At 51.3% G+C, this 19586-nt stretch carries 18 protein-coding genes; 17 read left to right on the top strand and 1 reads right to left on the bottom strand.

Annotated features, from left to right (window positions below; genetic code table 11):
* Positions 1–12: 12 nt before the first annotated feature.
* The 15 genes from nusA to ACYVUT_RS06740 all read left to right on the top strand — a co-directional run bounded on the left by nusA (position 13) and on the right by ACYVUT_RS06740 (position 16955).
* Positions 13–1209 carry a transcription termination factor NusA gene (gene nusA / locus ACYVUT_RS06810; RefSeq protein ID WP_439776085.1) on the top strand — a complete coding sequence of 399 codons (1197 nt, stop codon included), beginning with the start codon at positions 13–15 and terminating at the stop codon, positions 1207–1209.
* A gap of 9 nt (positions 1210–1218) precedes the next feature.
* Positions 1219–1518, top strand: a complete 300-nt coding sequence (gene rnpM / locus ACYVUT_RS06805; protein ID WP_072551267.1) for an RNase P modulator RnpM — start codon at positions 1219–1221, stop codon at positions 1516–1518.
* 26 nt (positions 1519–1544) lie between these two features.
* A complete protein-coding gene (locus ACYVUT_RS06800; protein ID WP_484500408.1) occupies positions 1545–1829 on the top strand; it encodes a L7Ae/L30e/S12e/Gadd45 family ribosomal protein in 285 nt (94 codons plus the stop codon).
* A gap of 4 nt (positions 1830–1833) precedes the next feature.
* A complete protein-coding gene (gene infB, locus ACYVUT_RS06795; protein ID WP_484500407.1) occupies positions 1834–4311 on the top strand; it encodes a translation initiation factor IF-2 in 2478 nt (825 codons plus the stop codon).
* 12 nt (positions 4312–4323) lie between these two features.
* The gene (locus tag ACYVUT_RS06790) at positions 4324–4686 is read left to right on the top strand and encodes a ribosome-binding factor A (protein ID WP_270447765.1); all 363 of its coding nucleotides are present in this window, start codon (positions 4324–4326) and stop codon (positions 4684–4686) included.
* 50 nt (positions 4687–4736) lie between these two features.
* Positions 4737–5633, top strand: coding sequence for a tRNA pseudouridine(55) synthase TruB (gene truB, locus ACYVUT_RS06785; protein ID WP_484500406.1), 897 nt, complete (start codon positions 4737–4739; stop codon positions 5631–5633).
* 14 nt (positions 5634–5647) lie between these two features.
* Positions 5648–6589: a riboflavin biosynthesis protein RibF gene (gene ribF / locus ACYVUT_RS06780; RefSeq protein ID WP_484500405.1), complete on the top strand. Its 942-nt coding sequence runs from the start codon at positions 5648–5650 to the stop codon at positions 6587–6589.
* Between the two features lie 135 nt (positions 6590–6724).
* Positions 6725–7768, top strand: a complete 1044-nt coding sequence (gene hrcA, locus ACYVUT_RS06775) for a heat-inducible transcriptional repressor HrcA (RefSeq protein WP_439776080.1) — start codon at positions 6725–6727, stop codon at positions 7766–7768.
* Between the two features lie 11 nt (positions 7769–7779).
* Positions 7780–8397, top strand: coding sequence for a nucleotide exchange factor GrpE (gene grpE / locus ACYVUT_RS06770; protein ID WP_484500404.1), 618 nt, complete (start codon positions 7780–7782; stop codon positions 8395–8397).
* 58 nt (positions 8398–8455) lie between these two features.
* Positions 8456–10300, top strand: a complete 1845-nt coding sequence (dnaK, locus tag ACYVUT_RS06765; protein WP_439776078.1) for a molecular chaperone DnaK — start codon at positions 8456–8458, stop codon at positions 10298–10300.
* 82 nt (positions 10301–10382) lie between these two features.
* Positions 10383–11522, top strand: a complete 1140-nt coding sequence (gene dnaJ, locus ACYVUT_RS06760) for a molecular chaperone DnaJ (RefSeq protein WP_484500403.1) — start codon at positions 10383–10385, stop codon at positions 11520–11522.
* A gap of 122 nt (positions 11523–11644) precedes the next feature.
* Entirely contained in the window at positions 11645–13483 is a 1839-nt protein-coding gene (gene lepA / locus ACYVUT_RS06755; protein WP_484500402.1) for a translation elongation factor 4, read from the top strand.
* Entirely contained in the window at positions 13464–14165 is a 702-nt protein-coding gene (locus ACYVUT_RS06750; RefSeq protein ID WP_484500401.1) for a class A sortase, read from the top strand. Before lepA ends, ACYVUT_RS06750 begins: the two co-directional genes overlap by 20 nt.
* Positions 14162–16438: a single-stranded-DNA-specific exonuclease RecJ gene (gene recJ, locus ACYVUT_RS06745; protein WP_484501734.1), complete on the top strand. Its 2277-nt coding sequence runs from the start codon at positions 14162–14164 to the stop codon at positions 16436–16438. The genes ACYVUT_RS06750 and recJ overlap by 4 nt, the downstream gene beginning before the upstream one ends.
* Positions 16428–16955: an adenine phosphoribosyltransferase gene (locus tag ACYVUT_RS06740; protein ID WP_439775577.1), complete on the top strand. Its 528-nt coding sequence runs from the start codon at positions 16428–16430 to the stop codon at positions 16953–16955. The genes recJ and ACYVUT_RS06740 overlap by 11 nt, the downstream gene beginning before the upstream one ends.
* Before the next feature lie 86 nt (positions 16956–17041).
* On the opposite strand, the gene ACYVUT_RS06735 is transcribed toward ACYVUT_RS06740, so the two are convergent.
* Positions 17042–17344, bottom strand: coding sequence for an ArsR/SmtB family transcription factor (locus tag ACYVUT_RS06735; RefSeq protein ID WP_439775576.1), 303 nt, complete (start codon positions 17342–17344; stop codon positions 17042–17044).
* 114 nt (positions 17345–17458) lie between these two features.
* On the opposite strand from ACYVUT_RS06735, the gene ACYVUT_RS06730 reads away from it, so the two are divergent.
* Both ACYVUT_RS06730 and ACYVUT_RS06725 read left to right on the top strand, forming a co-directional pair.
* On the top strand, positions 17459–18346 hold the full coding sequence (locus ACYVUT_RS06730) for a cation diffusion facilitator family transporter (protein WP_484501733.1): 888 nt from the start codon (positions 17459–17461) through the stop codon (positions 18344–18346).
* A gap of 203 nt (positions 18347–18549) precedes the next feature.
* Positions 18550–19575, top strand: coding sequence for a branched-chain amino acid aminotransferase (locus ACYVUT_RS06725; protein ID WP_439775574.1), 1026 nt, complete (start codon positions 18550–18552; stop codon positions 19573–19575).
* The last annotated feature ends 11 nt before the right edge of the window (positions 19576–19586 follow it).

Genomic DNA, 19586 nt, shown 5'->3' with positions numbered 1-19586 from the left:
GATCCAAAACTTATGTCAAAAGAAATGCTGGAAGCCTTTGACGTCTTGGAAAAGACCAAGGGCATCAAACAAGACGTTATCGTTGAAGCCATGAAGGCCGCTTTGGCCGCTGCCTACAAGAAGAACTACGGCCAGGCTGAAAATGTTGAAATCGACTTTAATGAAAAGAAGGGCGATTTCAAGGTCATGGCTTTGAAGACGGTAGTTGACGAAGTGCAAGACGACCGGGTGGAAGTCAGCTTGAAGGATGCCTTGGCCATCAACCGGGCTTACGAAGTTGGCGACACGATCAAGTTTGAAGTTACCCCAAAGAACTTCGGCCGGACCGCGGCGGCTACGGCCAAGCAGGTCGTAATGCAGCGCCTGCGTGAAGCTGAAAATGCCCACATCGTCAATGAATACTCTCAATATGAAGATGAGCTGGTTACCGGGACGGTTGAAAGAACTGACAACCGTTTCGTTTACGTCAACATCGGCAATGTTGAAGCAGTCATGGACATCAAGCGCGACACTATTCCAGGTGAACACTACAACCCACAAGACCGGGTCCGCGTCTTGGTAACTAAAGTCGGTGCTGACGGCAAGGGGGCCCAGATCCGGGTATCCCGGACTGCCCCTGACGTAGTCAAGCGGCTTTTTGAACAAGAAGTACCTGAAATCTTTGACGGCACGGTGGAAATCATGTCCATTGCCCGGGAAGCCGGCGAAAGAACCAAGATTGCCGTTAAGTCCAACGACCCGAACATTGATCCAGTTGGTACCTGTGTCGGCCCGCGCGGCAGCCGGGTGCAGAACGTGGTCAATGAACTGGGTGGGGAAAACATCGACATCGTTCAGTACGAAGAAGACCCATCTGACTACATCGCCAATGCCTTGAACCCAGCTGAAGTTATCGCTGTTCAGTTCGAAGACGAAGACGATGAAAAGAAGGCCTTCGTGATCGTGCCGGACTACCAGCTTTCCCTGGCCATCGGCAAGAAGGGGCAAAACGTCCGCCTGGCTGCCCGCTTGACTGGCTACAAGATCGACATCCGGCCAGAGTCAGAAGTCGAATTTGTTGACGAAAGCGAAGTAGAAGACGAAACTGAAGTAGCAGAAGATCAAGACCTGGGTCAAGCAGAAGCTGCAGATGAACAAGCAGAGACTGAAGCTGACGAAAGTGCAGAAGCTGAAGAAGCGGAAGACCTGGATCTTGACGAAGAAGAATAGGTGATTTCCTTGAAAAAGAGAAAAATCCCCATGCGGAAGGACTTGTTGACCGATACGATGCAGCCGAAGAAGGATCTGGTCAGAATCGTTGTTGACAAGGAAAAGAATGTTTCTGTTGATCCAAGTGGCAAGAAGCCAGGCCGCGGTGCTTATGTGTCCTTAGAGCCAGAAAAGATCGCTGCTGCCCGTAAGTCAAAGGTGCTGGAACGCAGTTTGGGCGTGAAGGTCGCCGATGAATTTTACGACGAGCTCTTCGCTTACGTGGACCACCAGAAGGCAAGAAAAGAATTATTTGGTGATCAAAAATAATTAACAACCGAGAGAAAGCCTTAAATTTGCTTGGTTTGGCAACCCGGGCCGGAAAGACGGTTTCGGGCACGGACATCGTTTTGGCCAAATTGAAGAAGGGCAAGCTTAAGTGCGTTATCATCGCGAATGATTTAGCAGAAAACAGCCGGGGCGAGATCGAAGCTGCTTTGAAGGCCCACCCAACTCCATTGCTGGACGTCTTCACGGAAGCTGAACTCAGCCAGGCTGTAGGTAAGAAACGCAAAGTTTTGGCATTAACAGATCGTGGTTTTGCGAAAGCCTTGCTGGATAAGATTAAAGAAGGAGTGTGATCTAATGACCAAGAAACAAGAAAACGAAACTTCAAAGGAATTGGGCATGGATAACAAGAAAACCAGCGGCAAGTCTGGTAAATTAAAGATTTCAGTCAGTGCTATTCGCAAGGGCGAAAAGAAGACTGAAGGCAAGAGACCAAATTCCCGCCGCCGGGCAAACAACCACTCTAACGACCACAGCAAGCGCCGCCGGCCAGCAGCCCAAGATTTGCTGAAGGATCTCAAGCAAAAGCAACGGGCTGATGAAGTCCGCTTGGACCAGGAAAGCAAGGCTGCCAAGCAGGAATACAAGAAGTCCTTAAGCAAGGCTGCTGCCAGCGAAAGCAAGCCGGTTGTGAGGAAGGTCGAAAGTGCCGACAAGGCAGCTGAAACTGCAATTGAAGCACCAAAGGTCCGCGGGCCAAAGATCTTGAAGCCATCCCCAGCCCGCCTTAAGCAAAACCAGGCAAGCAGTGAAAAGCCTGCTGCCAAGTCTTCATCTTCTCGCCGGCCAAGTTCCCGGCCAAGCTTTACTGAAGCGCCAATGCCTGAAAACAAGGATAACCGCCGCAGAAACAGCGGCAAGCCTGGCCGCAAGGGGCAAAATGCCTATGCTGACCAAGGCCGGGGCGCAAACAGCGACCGCAGCGAACGGCGCAAGCGCAAGAACAAGAAGCACCAAAATGCGCCACAAGTCAAGAAGCAGGTTACCCAAAGAAAGGATCGTCCGCTTCCAGAAAGCTTTGAATACGAAGTTGGCATGAACGCGCAAGACCTGGGCAAGATCCTCCACCGGGAACCAGCTGAAATCGTGAAGAAGCTCTTCATGCTGGGGATCATGACCAACCAGAACCAGTCTCTGGACAAGGACACGATCGAACTGCTGGCGGCTGACTACGGTATTGAAGCCGTGGAAAAGGTCCACGAAGACATTTCCGACATCGACAACATTTTTGCCCAGGAAATGGAAGAGTCCAAGAACTCTGAAAACCAGGTTGTCCGTCCGCCAGTCGTAACCATCATGGGTCACGTCGACCACGGTAAGACCACCTTGCTGGACCGCCTGCGCCACACCCGGGTTTCTGAACACGAAGCCGGCGGGATCACCCAGAACATCGGTGCCTACCAGGTCCGGATCAACGACCGTTTGATCACCTTCCTGGACACCCCAGGTCACGCGGCCTTCTCAAGCATGCGGGCCCGCGGGGCGGAAATCACCGACATCGTCGTTTTGATCGTTGCCGCTGACGACGGGGTTATGCCGCAGACCATCGAAGCCATCGACCACGCCAAGAGCGCGGGCGTGCCAATTATTGTGGCCATCAACAAGATGGACCGGCCAGGTGCCAACCCTGCCCACGTTACTGAACAGCTGATGCAGTATGAACTGATTCCAGAAAACTATGGTGGTTCAACCATCTTCGTCAACATCTCAGCTAAGACCGGGATGGGGATTGACGAACTTTTGGAAAACATCATCTTGGAAGCCGACATGCTGGAACTGAAGGCTGACCCGAAGCAAAAGGCGATCGGTACGGTTGTCGAAGCTCGTTTGTCCCGGGGCAAGGGTCCAGTTGCCGACGTCTTGATTCAGCAGGGTACCCTGCGGATTGGTGATCCAATCGTTGTCGGTGACACCTTCGGCCGTGTCCGGACCATGACCAACGACAAGGGCCACCAGGTCAAGAAGGCTACGCCATCAATGCCTGTTGAAATTACTGGTTTGAATGACGTGCCGGAATCAGCCGACAAGCTGGTTGTCTTTGATGATGAAAAGACTGCCCGCGCGGTTGGTGAAGCCCGGGCCCAGCAGTCTCTGCAAAAGCAGCGTGAAAATGTTCAGCACGTTACTCTGGACAACCTCTTTGACACGATGAAGCGGGAAAGCATGAAGTCTGTCGACATCGTTTTGAAGGCTGACGTGCAAGGGTCTGCTGAAGCCTTGGCCCAATCCTTCCAAAAGATCGACGTTGAAGGCGTCCGGGTCAACATTATCCACTCCGGCGTCGGGGCCATCAATGAAAGTGACGTTACCCTGGCCAGCGCTTCAAACGCCTTGATCATCGGCTTCAACGTCCGGCCAACGGCAACTGCCAAGAGCCAGGCTGCTCAAGAAGGCGTCGACATCCGCCTTTACAGCATCATCTACAAGGCTATCGATGACGTTAAGGCCGCTATGCAAGGGATGCTGGAACCAACTTACGAAGAAAAGGTTATCGGTAACCTGACTGTTCGCGAAACCTGGAAGGTATCCAAGATCGGGACCATCGCTGGTGCCTTTGTCGACAACGGCTACGTTACTAGAGAATCAGGCATCCGGGTTATCAGAGACGGCGTGGTCAAGTACGACGGCAAGGTTGCCTCACTGCGCCGGTTCAAGGATGACGTCAAGGAAGTCAAGGCAGGCTTTGACTGTGGTTTGACCATTGAAAACTTCAACGACATCAAGGAAGGCGATGAACTGGAAGCCTACGAAATGCAGGAAGTTAAGCCAGGTTAACAGGAGGCTGAAATGAAGCACAGAAAAGGACGGGTTGAAGGCGAAATCCTGCGGGAACTGACCAAGATCATCCGCAAGAACATCCGCGATCCCCGGGTCAGCGACGTGACTTTTACCGCCGTGGAGTGCAGCAATGACTTTTCATACGCGACTGTCTACTACAGTCTGCTGACTGAAGATGAACAGGCGCAAAAAGAAGCGGAAGCCGGCTTGGAAAAGGCTAAAGGAACCATGCGGCACTTGCTCGGCCAGAGCTTGACCATGTACAAGGTTCCGGAACTGATTTTCAAGCGGGACCAGTCCGTGATCTACGGCAGCAAGATCGACCGTTTGCTTGCTGACTTGAAGAAGCAGGAACAAGATCGCCAAAACTAGCAAAAAGCGCCTTCGGGCGCTTTTTTGCGTATAAAGAAGAGGAGAAAAAGATGTTCAACGGAATTATCGTAATCGACAAGGCAGCGGGCATGACCAGCGGGGATGTGGTTTATAAGCTGCGCCGGCTCTTAAAGCAAAAGAAGATCGGCCATGCCGGAACCCTGGACCCGGAAGTCACCGGCGTTTTGCCGGTAGCTCTAGGTCAGGCAACAAAATTGATTGAGCTGATGCATGAGCGGCCAAAAGCTTATGTTGGTGAAGGCATGCTGGGCCTGGCAACTGATTCTTATGACCTGGAAGGGAAAGTTTTGGCGGAGAAAGCCCTGACTGAGCCGGTCAGTGACCAGGCCATCAAAGAGGCCATGCAGTCTTTGACTGGGGAAATCGTCCAGCAGCCGCCAATTTATTCCGCGGTCAGAGTCAATGGCAAGCGGCTCTACGAATATGCCAGAGAAGGGATTCCGGTTGAGCGGCCCAAGCGGTCTGTCCAGGTTTTTCGCTATGACTTGACGCGGCCAAGCCAGTTTGACCCAGAAAAAGGCCGGCAGACTTTTTCTTATGAAGTTGAATGTTCTAAGGGGACCTATGTCCGCAGCCTGGTCAACGACCTGGGCGATAAATTGGGCTTGCCGGCAGTGATGACCAAATTGCGGCGGACGGCCAGTTCTGGCTACAAACTGCAGGACGCGGTCACTTTGGAAGAACTGGCGGAGAATTTGGACCATGCTGAAGATTATATTCAGCCAATCGACAGCTTTTTTGCTGACTACCCGCAATTTGAATTAGACGATGCCTTATGGCAGCAGGTGAAAAACGGGGCCTGGATCAAACTCCCTCTTGATGCAGGCAAGGTCGCTTTGCGGTATAATGAAAAGGTTAAAGCGATTTACCGGGCCAAGGGACAAGGTCTCTACTGCCCGGACCTAATGCTTTTAAGTAATGAGTAATTGAGGGATTAAGTTTGAAAGTAATAAATCTAAGCTATCCGTTCAAGAAAGAACTGACGGCCGGCAAGGTTGTCCTGGCCCTGGGCTTTTTTGACGGAGTTCATATCGGCCACCAGAAGTTGATCAAGGAAGCCCGGATAATTGCAGATGAGAAGGATCTGCCATTGATGGTGCTGACCTTTGACCGCCATCCCAAGGAGGTCTACGCCGGGGTCAAGGACTTTGAGTACTTGAACAGTCCGGAGGAAAAGGCCTACGAAATGTCCAAGATCGGGGTCGACTACCTGGTGATTCTCAAGTTCACTCCGGAATTCAGCCACCTGGCTCCCCAGGCCTTCGTTGATGAGATCATCATGGGCCTTAAGGCAGACACGGTTGTTGCCGGCTTTGACTACAGCTATGGCCCAAAGGACGTGGCCAACATGGAAAATCTGCCGGTTTTTGCCAAGGGCCGCTTTGACATCAAGGTGGTGCCAAAGCAGATTTTTGCCGGGGAAAAAATTGGCTCAACCGAAATCCGTAAGGCTATTAAAAGCGGCAATCTCCGCTTGGCTACAGAATTGTTGGGTCACCCGTATCTAACTAGCGGCAAGGTCGTCCACGGCTTCAGAAACGGCCACAAGCTAGGCTTTCCAACCGCGAATCTGGAATTGGCCTGGCCAAAAGTGTTGCCGAAAATCGGCGTCTACGCGACCATGACCCAGGTGGGGGACAGCTGGTACCAGTCGATGACCAGCGTCGGCTACAATGTCACTTTCAATGATGAGAAGAAGATTTACATCGAATCCAACATCTTTGATTTTGACCAGGACATCTATGGCGAGCAGATCACCATTGCCTGGTACAAGTACTTGCGCGGGGAAGAAAAGTTTGCCGACATGGAAGCTTTAAGCGAGCAGCTGAAGCTGGACCAGGTCGCCAGTGAAAACTATTTTAGTTCCTTAATTGGACAGTAAAAAACGGTCTTTGAAAAGAGACCGTTTTTTTGCGGGATTTTTTTTAGCATTCTCCTTGACTAACTGCTAATTTCTTGTTAATCTATACCATGTTAGCACATGAAAGATGTGAGTGCTAAAAGTGAGGGCGATGTTATGTTGACCGAACGTCAAGAACTTATTCTCAAGACAATTATTCAGGACTTCACCAAGACGCATGAGCCGGTCGGCTCAAAGACAGTCATGAATCAATTGCCGATTAAAGTGTCCAGCGCGACTATCCGCAATGAGATGGCGGTCCTGGAAGAGCATGGCTTGATTGAAAAGACCCACTCCTCCAGCGGCCGGGTGCCATCGACTGAGGGTTACCGCTACTACCTGGACAATTTGGTGCAGCCCCTGCAGCTGCCGGAAGAAATTTACAATCAAATTGGCTACCAGTTTGACCAGCCGTTCAACCAAGTGGACGAGATCGTCAAGGAAGCTGCCAAGATCCTGTCGGACTTGACTGACTACACGGCCTTCGCTGAAGGCCCCGAAGTCAAGAATGTCAGCATTACGGGCTTCAGAATCGTGCCCCTGGCACCCCGGCAGGTCATGGCAATTCTGGTAACCAGCGATGGCAGTGTCAAGAACCAGCTTTACACCTTGCCGCGGCACATCTCAGGGGATGAAATTGAACAAGCTGTCCGCTTGATCAACGACCAGCTGGTCGGCAAGAATTTAAGCGAAATCAACAAGCAGACCTTTGAGCAATTGTCCAGCTCTAATATCGTCGGCAAGAATGCTCCGGAATTTCTGGAGCTTCTGGAAGCCGTCATTAAAGACGCGGCAAGTGAGCAGCTGTACGTTGACGGTCAGCTGAACCTGCTCAATAATACAGAAAACAGCGATTTAAAAGACATCAAGTCGCTTTATGAACTGATCAATTCCAGCTCTTTAGCTGATGAACTGATCGATCTGAGTGACAGTCCCGGCCATTATCCAGTTCATGTCCGCTTAGGGACGGAATTGCAAAACGACCTGCTGAAGGATTTCAGCCTGGTGACGGCTGAATACAGCGTCGGCCGCTATGGCCGGGGAACGATCGCCCTCTTGGGGCCGAGAAATATGCCTTACTCGGAAATGATTGGCTTGATGGAATACTTCCGCCAGGAACTGGCCCGCAAGTTGTTAGATTACTATGGCAGATTTAAATAAGGAGGTTTGTCGTGAGCAAAGAAGAATTTCCAAGTGAGAAGGATTTGCCGCAAGAAGACCAGGAAAAGCAAGCCAAGCCAGCTGAAGCTGACAAGGCAGGCGTAAAAGAAGACAAAAAGGTAAGTGGCGACAAGGAAAAGGCTGACAAGGCAGCTGATTCAGAACTGGACCAGCTCAAGGCTGAAGTTGCCGCTTTGACCCAGAAGAACAAGGACCTGGAAGACAAGTACTTAAGAAGCGAAGCTGAGATTCAAAATGCCCAGCGCCGCTACAGCAAGGAAAGAGCCAACCTGGTCAAGTATGAGTCCCAGCGCTTGGGCAAGGATATCCTGGCCAGCGTGGACAACTTGGAAAGAGCCCTCCAGGTCAAGGCCGACGACGAGGCTTCCAGCCAGCTGAAGAAGGGGATCGAAATGACCCTGGAAGGCCTGGTCAGAGCCTTGAAGGATAACGGCATTGAAGAAATCAAGGCTGACGGTGAAAAGTTTGATCCGACATTGCACCAGGCGGTCCAAAGCGTACCGGCTGAAAATGATGATCAAAAAGACCATGTCGTCCAGGTCCTGCAAAAGGGCTATGTCTACAAGGACCGGACCCTGCGGCCAGCCATGGTTGTGGTTGCCCAGTAAGGCAATTTTTTAACAAAGCAATAAACAAGCAAAAATAATACAAAGGAGATAAAAGACAATGTCTAAAGTTATTGGGATTGACTTAGGTACCACCAACTCAGCAGTTGCGGTTTTGGAAGGCAAGGAACCAAAGATTATTACCAACCCGGAAGGCGCCAGAACTACCCCTTCAGTAGTTGCCTTCAAGGACGGCGAAATTCAAGTCGGTGAAGTTGCCAAGCGGCAAGCCATCACCAACCCGAATACTATTGTTTCCATCAAGCGGCACATGGGCGAAAGTGACTACAAGGTCAAGGTTGGCGACAAGGCTTACACCCCACAGGAAATTTCAGCCATGATCTTGCAATACATCAAGAAGTTCTCAGAAGACTACCTTGGTGAACCTGTAACTGACGCGGTTATCACTGTTCCAGCCTACTTCAACGACGCACAACGGCAAGCAACCAAGGATGCCGGCAAGATCGCGGGCTTGAACGTGCAACGGATCATCAACGAACCAACTGCTTCAGCTTTGGCCTACGGCTTGGACAAGGATGAAGACGACGAAACTGTTTTGGTTTACGACCTTGGTGGTGGTACTTTCGACGTTTCCGTTTTGCAATTGGGCGATGGCGTCTTCCAAGTTCTGTCAACCAACGGTGACACTCACCTGGGTGGGGACGACTTCGACAACAAGATCATCGACTGGCTGGTTGACGGCTTCAAGCAAGAAAACGGCGTTGACCTGTCCAAGGACAAGATGGCAATGCAGCGTTTGAAGGACGCGGCTGAAAAGGCCAAGAAGGACTTGTCAGGCGTATCTTCAACCCACATTTCTCTTCCATTCATCTCCGCTGGTGAAGCAGGTCCTCTGCACCTGGAAGCAGACCTTACCCGGGCTAAGTTCAACGAACTGACTGATGACTTAGTGCAAAGAACCAAGATCCCATTTGACAACGCCCTGCGTGACGCTGGCCTGTCAGTTGGCGACATCGACAAGGTCATCTTGAACGGTGGTTCAACCCGTATTCCAGCTGTCCAAGAAGCCGTAAAGAAGTGGGCTGGCAAGGAACCAGACCACTCAATCAACCCAGACGAAGCCGTTGCTTTGGGTGCCGCAATCCAAGGCGGGGTTATCTCCGGTGACGTTAAGGACATCGTTTTGCTTGACGTTACTCCGCTTTCCCTGGGTATTGAAACCATGGGCGGGGTCTTCACCAAGCTGATCGACAGAAACACCACGATCCCAACTTCCAAGAGCCAGATTTTCTCAACTGCCGCTGACAACCAGCCAGCCGTTGACATCCACGTTCTGCAAGGTGAACGGCCAATGGCAGCTGACAACAAGACTTTGGGCCGCTTCGAACTGACTGACATTCCAGCTGCTCCACGTGGCGTGCCACAAATCCAAGTTACCTTCGACATCGACAAGAACGGTATCGTTAATGTTTCTGCCAAGGACATGGGGACTGGCAAGGAACAAAAGATCACCATCCAATCAGCTTCAGGTCTGTCAGACGAAGAAATCGAGAGAATGAAGAAGGAAGCTGAAGAACACGCTGACGAAGACGCGAAGAAGAAGGAAGAAGTCGACCTCAGAAACGAAGTTGACGGCTTGATCTTCCAAACCGAAAAGACTTTGAAGGAAGTTGACGGCAAGCTCGCAGACAGCGACGTTCAACCAGTCAAGGATGCCCTGGAAGACTTGAAGAAGGCTCAAAAGGACAACAACCTGGACGAAATGAAGGAAAAGAAGGACGCTTTGAGCAAGGTTGCCCAAGACCTGGCTGTCAAGCTCTACCAGCAAAACGCCCAAAACCAGCAAGGCCAAGGCGGTCAAGCAGGCCCAACTGACAATGGCTCAAATGGCGCAAGCGGCGACACTGTTGACGGCGACTTCACCAAGGTAGACCCAGACAAGTAAAGCGACTATAATTAAACAAAAGGAGAAGAACTGCTTGATGTAGTTCTTTTCTTTTGTTAGTAAAAGGAGCAGTAATAAACAGATGGCAGCAAACCGTGACTATTATGACGTCTTAGGCGTGAGCCGGGATGCCAGTGACGCAGAAATCAGCAAGGCCTACCGGAAGTTGGCCAAGAAATATCACCCGGACTTGAACCACGAAGCAGGGGCAGAAGAAAAGTACAAGGAAGTCAATGAAGCTTACGAAGTGCTTCATGACCCGCAAAAGCGGCAGCAGTATGACCAATTTGGCCAGGCTGGCATGAACGGCCAGGGCGGCTTTGGCGGCCAGTACGGTGGTCAGGGCTTTGGCGGAGCTGATTTTAGTGACTTTGGTGACATCTTCAACAGCTTCTTTGGTGGCGGCGCCCGCCAGCAGGTAGACCCGACCGCTCCGCAGCGGGGGGCTGATTTAGACTACACGATGACGATCGACTTTATGGACGCCATCAAGGGCAAGACCAGTGAAATCAGCTACAGCCGGTCAACCACCTGTGAAGTCTGCCATGGTTCTGGGGCTGAAAAGGGGACCCACCCAATCACCTGCGACAAGTGCGGCGGCAGCGGCATGATGACTATTACGCAAAGAAGCGTTTTGGGCATGATCCAGCGGCAGACGACCTGTGACAAGTGCGCGGGCAGTGGGGTCATCATTCAGCATCCATGCCAAAACTGCCACGGCAAGGGGGTCAAGACCCAGAAGCAGACCCTGCAGGTCAAGGTGCCAGCGGGCATCGACAACGGCCAGCAGATCCGCCTGGCCGGCCAAGGCGAAGCCGGCAAGAACGGCGGCCCTTACGGGGACCTCTACATCGTCTTCCGGGTGCGGCCAAGCAAGGACTTCACCAGACGTGGCCAGACCATCTATACGACCGTGCCGATTTCCTTTGCCCAGGCAACCTTGGGTGACGAAATCAACGTCAAGACGGTTTACGGCGACACGAAACTGAAGATTCCGGCCGGCACCCAGCCGAACCAGAAGTTTACTTTAAAGGACAAGGGTGTTCCGAGCCTGCGCGGCGGCAGTTCTGGCGACCAGGTAACCACGGTTGAAATCGTGATTCCGAAGTCCATCAATGAGGCCCAGCGCAAGGCCTTGCTGGAATTCGTCAAGGCCAGCGGCGGCTCCATTGCCCCGCAGGAAAAAGGTTTCTTTGAACGCTTGAAGGAGAAGCTGAGCTAATTTTTTAAAGCAATTTAAGGAGGCAGTCTGAGAGGACTGCCTTTTTTGATGACTGGGAAAAGACAAACGGGCCAATTTCGGGTATAATTGTTTAGTACTTTAGTAAGGATGCGAGAAAATATATGGACTTAGAAAAATTAAAAGACTACCAAAAGCACATCCGCAATTTTTCAATCGTGGCCCACGTTGACCACGGCAAATCAACGATTGCCGACCGGATTTTGGAACTGACGGACACGGTTTCCAAGCGGCAACTGAAAAATCAAATGCTGGATGACATGCCCCTTGAACGCCAGCGGGGGATCACCATCAAGATGAACTCGGTGCAGGTCAAGTACCACGCCAATGACGGGGAAGACTACATTTTCCACTTGATTGACACCCCAGGTCACGTCGACTTCTCCTATGAAGTTTCCCGGTCCCTGGCCGCCTGTGAAGGGGCTGTCCTGGTCGTTGACGCTTCCCAGGGTGTCCAGGCCCAGACCCTGTCAAACACTTACCTGGCCCTGGAAAACGACTTGGAAATCCTGCCTGTTTTAAACAAGATCGATCTGCCTAGTGCCGACCCGGACATGGCCAAGAGCGAAATCGCTGACATGCTGGGCTTAGACGCCAGCGACGCCGTAGAAGTTTCCGGCAAGACCGGGGCAGGGATTCCGGAACTTTTGGAAAGAATCGTGACCGACATCCCAGCTCCGACCGGGGACTTGACCAAGCCCCTCAAGGCCTTGATCTTTGACTCCAAGTACGATGACTACCGGGGGGTGGTCATGTCAGTTAGAATCGAAGAAGGTACGGTCAAGCCGGGTGACGAAATCATGATTATGAACACCGGCAAGAAGTACGAAGTAACTGAAGTGGGCGTCTCCAGCCCTCACCCGGTTAAAGAAGACATCTTGATCGCCGGGGACGTTGGCTACATCACCGCCAACATCAAGTCCGTCCGGGAAACCCGGGTCGGGGACACGATCACCAGCGCTGAAAATCCAACGGCAGAAGCCCTGCCAGGCTACCGGCAGATCCCGCCAATGGTTTACTCTGGTATGTACCCAACTGACAACCGGGATTATGATGACTTGAAGGAAGCCCTGCAGAAGTTGCAGCTTAACGATGCTTCTTTGGAATTTGAGCCGGAAACTTCCCAGGCCCTGGGCTTTGGCTTCCGCTGCGGCTTTTTGGGCCTTTTGCACATGGACGTCGTTCAAGAGCGGCTGGAGCAGGAATTTGACCTGGACCTGATCATGACAGCACCGTCAGTTGACTACCACGCTATCATGCCAAACGGGGAGGTCAAGTTAATCGACAACCCGGCTGACCTGCCAGATGCAGGTGAATACAAGGAGCTGCAGGAGCCTTACGTCAAGGCGGAAATCATGGTGCCAAATGATTTCGTCGGGGCTGTAATGCAGCTGTGCGAAGGCAAGCGGGGCGAGTTCCAGACTATGGACTACCTGGACAAGTACCGGGTCAACGTGATCTACGAAATGCCCCTGGCTGAAATCATTTACGATTTCTTTGACCAGCTCAAGTCCTCAACCAAGGGCTACGCTTCTTTGGATTATGAAATTATCGGCTACAAGGCCACCAACCTGGTCAAGATCGATATTCTCTTGAACAAGGAACCGATCGACGCCTTGAGCTTTATCGCCCACCGCGAAGAAGCCAGAGACCGGGCTGTCCAAATGTGCAGCCTCTTGAAGAAGCTGATCCCGCGGCAAAACTTCCAAGTCGACATCCAAGGGGCAATCGGGTCCAAGATCATTTCCCGGGCCACGATCAAGCCTTACCGAAAAGACGTTACCTGGAAGATCCACACCGGTGACCCGGACCGGCGGGCCAAGCTTCTGGAGAAGCAGAAGCGGGGCAAGAAGCGGATGAAGTCAGTTGGCCGGGTGGAAGTGCCTCAAGATGCCTTCATGGCAGTTTTACGGATGAATGACGATGACATCAAAGGCAAATAAAAATAGAAAAGACCACCCAGTCCGGCGGATTATTCTGCGCGTAGTTGCCGTAATCCTCTTTTTGCTGGGCCTGGCTTTGGTCTTTAACCAGCAGATCAGCGCGTTTTTTGTCAAGCAGAACCAGACAGCCGCTTTAAAGGGCCTGACCCGGGACCAGATCGTGCAGAACCAGAAGAAGAAGGGGATGTACGACTTCAAGAAGGTCAAGTCAATCGACTTTGCCCAGACGACCCGCAGCCGGGTTAAGAATACGGCTGGCGCTATTGGGGCAATTTCCATCCCCAGCGTCAAGCTCTACCTGCCGATCATGAAGGGGCTGTCGGATTCGGCCATGTCAACTGGGGGCGGCACCATGCGGGCTGACCAGAAGATGGGGAAGGGAAACTACCCTTTGGCTGGCCACTATATGACCGATAAAGGCGCCCTTTTTTCACCCCTTGAGCGGGTGAAGCTGGGCAGTATGGTCTACTTGACTGACTTAAAGAAGGTTTACGTTTACAAGATCTACTACAAGAAGGTGGTTGATCCCAGCGCTGTCTGGCTGGTTGCCAACACCAAGAAAAAGATCGTGACCTTGATCACCTGTGCTGATGGCGGGACTAACCGCTGGTCTTTAAGAGGCAAACTGACGGCGATCAAACCTGCCAGCAAGCAGAATTTGGAGATGTTTAAACTTCGATGAAATGGCAAGAAAGAACAGCTGCTCCTTTGGCAAGCAGCTTGGTTGAGGAATTCCAACTTAGCCCGTTAACGGCTAAGTTGTTTTCTTTGCGGGGAATTGACAGCGAAGAAAAAATCGACTACTGGCTCCGCGCCACTGAAAATGACCTGGCTGACCCTTTTTTGATGCATGACATGGACAAGGCTGTGGGCCGGATCAACCAAGCCTTAGATGAGGGCGAAAAGATTACCATTTACGGTGACTATGATGCTGACGGGATTACCGCTACGGCGATTATGACAGAAATGCTGTCAATCATGGGGGCTGACGTCCATTATTTCATTCCTGACCGCTTTAAAGACGGCTACGGGCCAAGTCTGAACCGCTACAAGGAAATTGTGGCCGATGGGACCAAATTGATCATCACCGTTGACAACGGGGTAACCGGGATTGAAGAAGTTGCTTATGCCCAGTCCCAGGGCGTTGACGTGATCGTTACCGACCACCACACCTTCAAAGAAGAGATGCCAGATGCCTATGCCCTGGTGCACTGCAATTACCCGGGCCAGGCTTATCCTTTTGACGACTATTGCGGGGCCGGTGTGGCTTATACCATCGCCCGGGCAGTCTTAGAAGACACGGCCAGCGAATTTTTGGAATTGGCCATGATCGGGACTATTGGGGACATGGTCAAGGTCTCCGGTGAAGGGCATATTATCGTCAAGCGGGGCCTGGAGATGCTGAATGAAAGCTCCCGGCCAGGCTTAAGAGCCCTCATGCACAATGCCGGCCTTACTCCGGGGATGATCGATGAAGAAGACGTTGGCTTCAGCATTGCCCCGCGGCTAAACGCCTGCGGGCGCCTGGCAGATGCCAGCCTGGCCGTAAGGCTGCTTTTGGCGGAAAGTCCGGGTGAGGCCCAGGAATTGGCTGACCAGATCGAAAAACTGAACAATGAGCGAAAAGAGTTGACCCAAGCGACCATGCAGGCGGCAGAAGCCCAAATCAAGACCCGGGGCTATCAGAAAGACGCGACTCTGACTCTTTACGATCCTGCCTGGCATGAAGGGGTCATGGGGCTGGTAGCCAACAAGGTGGTTGAAAAATACCACAAGCCGACCTTGATGCTGACGAAAAACGAAGCCGGCATAGTCAAGGGCTCTGGCCGGTCCAGTGAAGGCTTTAACCTTTTCAACGCCTTAAAGCCTTTTGAAGGCAAGTCCATTACCCAGTTTGGCGGCCACGACTTTGCCTGCGGCCTGTCGACGACAGAAGAAAAATTGAATCAGCTGCGCCAGGACTTTAACCATAGCTTTAAGGCAGGGGAGAAGGCTCCGGAAAAGGTCCAGGAATATGATGGCACGATCAGTCCTTTGGACGTTGATTTGACCAGCGTTTATGACCTGGCCCAGGCTGGGCCTTTTGGCACGGACAACCCTCAGCCGGTCTTTTTGCTTGACAAGCCGCAGATCTCTGGCTTCCGCCCCATGCGGAAGGGCTGCAGTTTCCAGGTGGGCCCGGTCAGGGCGGTTGATTTTGACCATGGCTTAAATCAAACCGTTTTGCCTTACCTGCAGCAGATGCTGGTCAAGCTTACTTCTAACACCTTTAAAGGCAAGACGAATGTCCAGTTCCGGATCGTTGACCTGCATTACGGACAGTCCCTGTATGCTCAGCCGGCCCGGGTCGTTGACTTCCGCGGCCAGGAGAACTTGCTCGGCTTTGCTGACAAGTATCTCTTGTTTGATGAGAAAAATCTCACCCAGGCCATGAACCATTTTGGCATCAGCAAGGAGCAGATTTCCCTGGCCAAGGACAATGAAGACCTTAGCCAGCAGATCGTGTCTGTTCTTGACGTGCCAGCCAATGAAGCCCAACTTAATTTTGTCCTGGCAAAACAATACCGGCAGCTTTACCTCCGCTTCCAGCTGGATCAGCTGCCAGGGCAGGCTCTGCCCAGCCGGGGAAATTTTGGCCTGGTCTGGCAGTACTTTTTGGCCCACCCAGGGCTAAAGCCGAATGATTACATGCAGGCTGCCAGCCAGCTGGGGATGGATCCGGACAGCATCATGTTTATTTTGAGGGTGTTTTTTACCCTTGATTTTGTTAAAATGGAAGAGGACAGATTGCTCCCTAAGCCGAGTCCGGCAAAGAAGTCTTTGGACGATTCAGCCTACTACCGGTCAGTGAAAGCAGAATATGCCTTCGTTAACAAATTACGAACAATCTCTTCGAATGAATTAATTCGCTATGCCAATGGTCTAGCAAATGGAGGATTACAAAATGTCAATTGATTTTAAGAAGTACATTGCCAGCATCAAGGACTTCCCGAATGAAGGGATCATCTTCCGGGACATCACTCCGATCCTGCAAGACGGCGAAGCCTTCGCGGCAGCTACTCACGAAATTGCTGAATACGCCAAGAGCCGGCAAGCTGACGTGATCGTCGGACCAGAAGCCCGGGGCTTTTTGGTCGGGACTCCGGTAGCAATCGAACTGGGTATCGGCTTCGTGCCAGCCCGTAAGCCCCACAAATTGCCACGTGAAGTCGAAGCCGCGGCTTACGACCTGGAATATGGCTCAAACGTGCTGGAAATGCACAAGGATGCTATTAAGCCTGGCCAAAGAGTAGTCATCTGCGACGACTTGATGGCTACGGCCGGCACCTTGCACGCTACTAAGGAATTGATTGAACGCTTGGGCGGGAAGGTTGTTGGGGCAGCCTTCTACATCGAACTGACTGACCTTAAGGGCAGAGAAAAGTTCCCTGATGTGGACATCTTCTCCCTGGTTCAATACAGCGGGTCTTAAGCGCTGAAAAAGAAGAGACAATTAGAAAAACGGCTTTTACGAAAAGGTAAAAGCCGTTTTTATTTGTATTAAAAATGAAAAGTAAACTACTGCAGCTGGTCCAGGTGGTCCAGGTGCTCGGTCATCGCGTCGATGATCTGCACGATATCCTGGTCGTTGATGGAATAGTAGACAAAAGTGCCTTCTTTGCGCTTTTGCACGAAATCATACTGCTTCAAAATGCCCAGCTGCTTGGAAATCACTGGCTGTGAAACGCCAAGGTGGTCAACTATCGCGGAAACCGGGCTTTCGCCATGAGTTCTCAAGTAAAAGAGAATGTGAATCCGCAGGCTGTTGCCCAAGACCTTGAAGAGGCGGGCCGCCTGGTCGATCAGTTCTTCATGTGTCATGAGGGCCTCCTTTCCAGTTATCCCTCTTGATTATATATCATTTTTGGTATATAGTGTAGGTATGATAAAACATACCAAAAACGATATATATTCTAGATTGCGCAGGTACAAATCATGAAAGACCAATCTTCTAAAAGATATTTGTGGGTAACGATTTTCAATGTTGTCATCACCGCCGCGGAAATTGTCGGCGGGATCGTCTCCGGTTCCCTGGCCCTATTGTCAGATGCCTTGCATAACTTAAGTGACGTCATCTCCATTATTGTGGCCTTTGCGGCCAATTTGATTGCTAAAAAGAGCAAGGATCAGCATAAGACTTTTGGCTACAAGCGGGCTGAAACTCTGGCTGCTTACACCAACGGCCTCTTTTTGCTGGCCATCAGCATCTATCTCTTTATCTCTGCCATCCAGCGCTTTAGCAAGCCTGAGCCGATTGAAGGGGGAGTCATGTTCATCGTCTCCTTGGTTGGCTTAGCCGGCAACTTGATCTCCATGCTGATTTTAGGCAAGGGGAGCAAGGAAAACTTGAATGCCCGGGCTCTTTTTTTAAACATGATGTCAGACACCTTGTCCAGCGTTGCCGTCGTTGTGGGCTCACTCTTGATCTACTACCAGAACTGGACCCTGGTGGACCCGATTTTGACTATGGCCGCGGCAATATTTCTCTTGAAAGAGGCTTTTGAAGTCACCAGAGACTCAGCAAACGTTCTGATGGAAACTAACCCTAACCTGGACCTGGCTGCCATCGAAAAGGCCGTTTTAGCCTTTAAGGAAGTAAGACAGCTCCACCACCTGCATGTCTGGCGCTATTGCGACGACACCATCATGCTGGACGCCCACATTGTCGTTGACTCTGGTCTTACCGCCAAGCATATTGAGGAGCTTGATGAAGAGCTTGCTGCTTGCTTGAAAGAAAAATTCGGCATCAACCACGTCACCCTGCAGGCAGAATGCAGCCGGGGGCTGGATGAGGACCTTTTGTCAACCAACAAGGAAAATTAAGAAATAATGAGCTAGCTTTAGAAAATGAGGAAATAGGGGCAAAAAGCTTGATTTCAGCAGGTATTTTGCCTTAGAAGAATTAAAGTTAGCGAAAAATAGCAAGAAAATGAAAATAATTTTAAAATGCCCTTGCCAACTTTCAGAAAGAGTATTATAGTTACTTCTATAAAAACTAGTGATTGAATTTTTTAGGAGGTAATATCATGGCTAAAAAAGATCTCGATTGGGCAAATATCGGCTTTGGCTATCATCAAACCGACAAGCGATACGTGGACTATTTCCACGACGGCGCCTGGGAAGGCGGCAAGCTGATCGATGACCCAAACGTTGTTTTAAATGAATGTGCTGAAACCCTGCAATACGCCCAACAGGTTTTTGAAGGGATGAAGGCCTACACCTGGAAGGATGGCTCTGTTGTTGTTTTCCGGCCAGACCAAAACGCGGAACGGATGTACAACTCCGCTAAGCGGATCGAAATGGAGCCTTATCCAAAGGATAAGTTTGTTGATGCCATCGACCAAGTAGTCAAGGCTAATGTTGACTGGGTACCGCCATACGGCTCAGGCGCGACTCTTTACCTGCGTCCATACGAAATCGGCACGACCCCAATCATCGGCGTTGCTCCAGCAACTGACTACATGTTCAGAATTTTTACGACTCCTGTTGGCCCATACTACAAGGGCGGGGCTACTCCAGTTGCCGTACAAGTTGCGCAATACGACCGTGCCGCACCTCGCGGGACTGGTCACGTTAAGGCCGCTTTGAACTATGCCATGAGTTTGAAGGCGACTGTTACTGCCCACCAGGCTGGTTTTGCTGAAAACATGTACCTGGACCCAGCTACTCAAACCTACATTGAAGAAACGGGTGGCTCAAACATTATCTTCATCGACCAAAACAACCACTTGGTCGTTCCTAAGTCAAATTCAATTTTGCCATCAATCACTAGACGCTCCATTGTATACTTGGCTGAACACTACCTCAACTTGACGGTTGAAGAAAGACAAGTCCGCTTCGACGAAGTTCCATCCTTCAAGGAATGTGCTTTGGTCGGCACGGCTGCCGTATTGTCACCAGTTGGCCGCATCGTCAACGGCGACCAGGTCATCGACCTGCCATCAGGCATGGACAAGCCAGGCAAGTTCATGGAAGAGCTTTACAACACTTTGACTGGCATCCAAAACGGGGAAGTCGAAGCCCCAGAAGGCTGGATCCACCACGTGATGTAAAATCATCAATA

The organism is Lactobacillus sp. WILCCON 0059 (assembly GCF_057197985.1).
Note: the sequence above shows the minus strand (reverse complement) of the source record. Positions and strands in the feature narration are given on the sequence as shown.

Bases quoted from the DNA above. Each gene is read 5' to 3' on its own strand.
- truB (WP_484500406.1), top strand. From the start codon at position 4,737: ATGTTCAACGGAATTATCGTAATCGACAAGGCAGCGGGCATGACCAGC.
- lepA (WP_484500402.1), top strand. From the start codon at position 11,645: ATGGACTTAGAAAAATTAAAAGACTACCAAAAGCACATCCGCAATTTT.
- ACYVUT_RS06790 (WP_270447765.1), top strand. From the start codon at position 4,324: ATGAAGCACAGAAAAGGACGGGTTGAAGGCGAAATCCTGCGGGAACTG.
- recJ (WP_484501734.1), top strand. From the start codon at position 14,162: ATGAAATGGCAAGAAAGAACAGCTGCTCCTTTGGCAAGCAGCTTGGTT.
- ACYVUT_RS06740 (WP_439775577.1), top strand. From the start codon at position 16,428: ATGTCAATTGATTTTAAGAAGTACATTGCCAGCATCAAGGACTTCCCG.
- ACYVUT_RS06730 (WP_484501733.1), top strand. From the start codon at position 17,459: ATGAAAGACCAATCTTCTAAAAGATATTTGTGGGTAACGATTTTCAAT.
- infB (WP_484500407.1), top strand. From the start codon at position 1,834: ATGACCAAGAAACAAGAAAACGAAACTTCAAAGGAATTGGGCATGGAT.
- ACYVUT_RS06750 (WP_484500401.1), top strand. From the start codon at position 13,464: ATGACATCAAAGGCAAATAAAAATAGAAAAGACCACCCAGTCCGGCGG.
- dnaJ (WP_484500403.1), top strand. From the start codon at position 10,383: ATGGCAGCAAACCGTGACTATTATGACGTCTTAGGCGTGAGCCGGGAT.
- ACYVUT_RS06725 (WP_439775574.1), top strand. From the start codon at position 18,550: ATGGCTAAAAAAGATCTCGATTGGGCAAATATCGGCTTTGGCTATCAT.
- nusA (WP_439776085.1), top strand. From the start codon at position 13: ATGTCAAAAGAAATGCTGGAAGCCTTTGACGTCTTGGAAAAGACCAAG.
- dnaK (WP_439776078.1), top strand. From the start codon at position 8,456: ATGTCTAAAGTTATTGGGATTGACTTAGGTACCACCAACTCAGCAGTT.
- ACYVUT_RS06735 (WP_439775576.1), bottom strand. From the start codon at position 17,344: ATGACACATGAAGAACTGATCGACCAGGCGGCCCGCCTCTTCAAGGTC.
- hrcA (WP_439776080.1), top strand. From the start codon at position 6,725: ATGTTGACCGAACGTCAAGAACTTATTCTCAAGACAATTATTCAGGAC.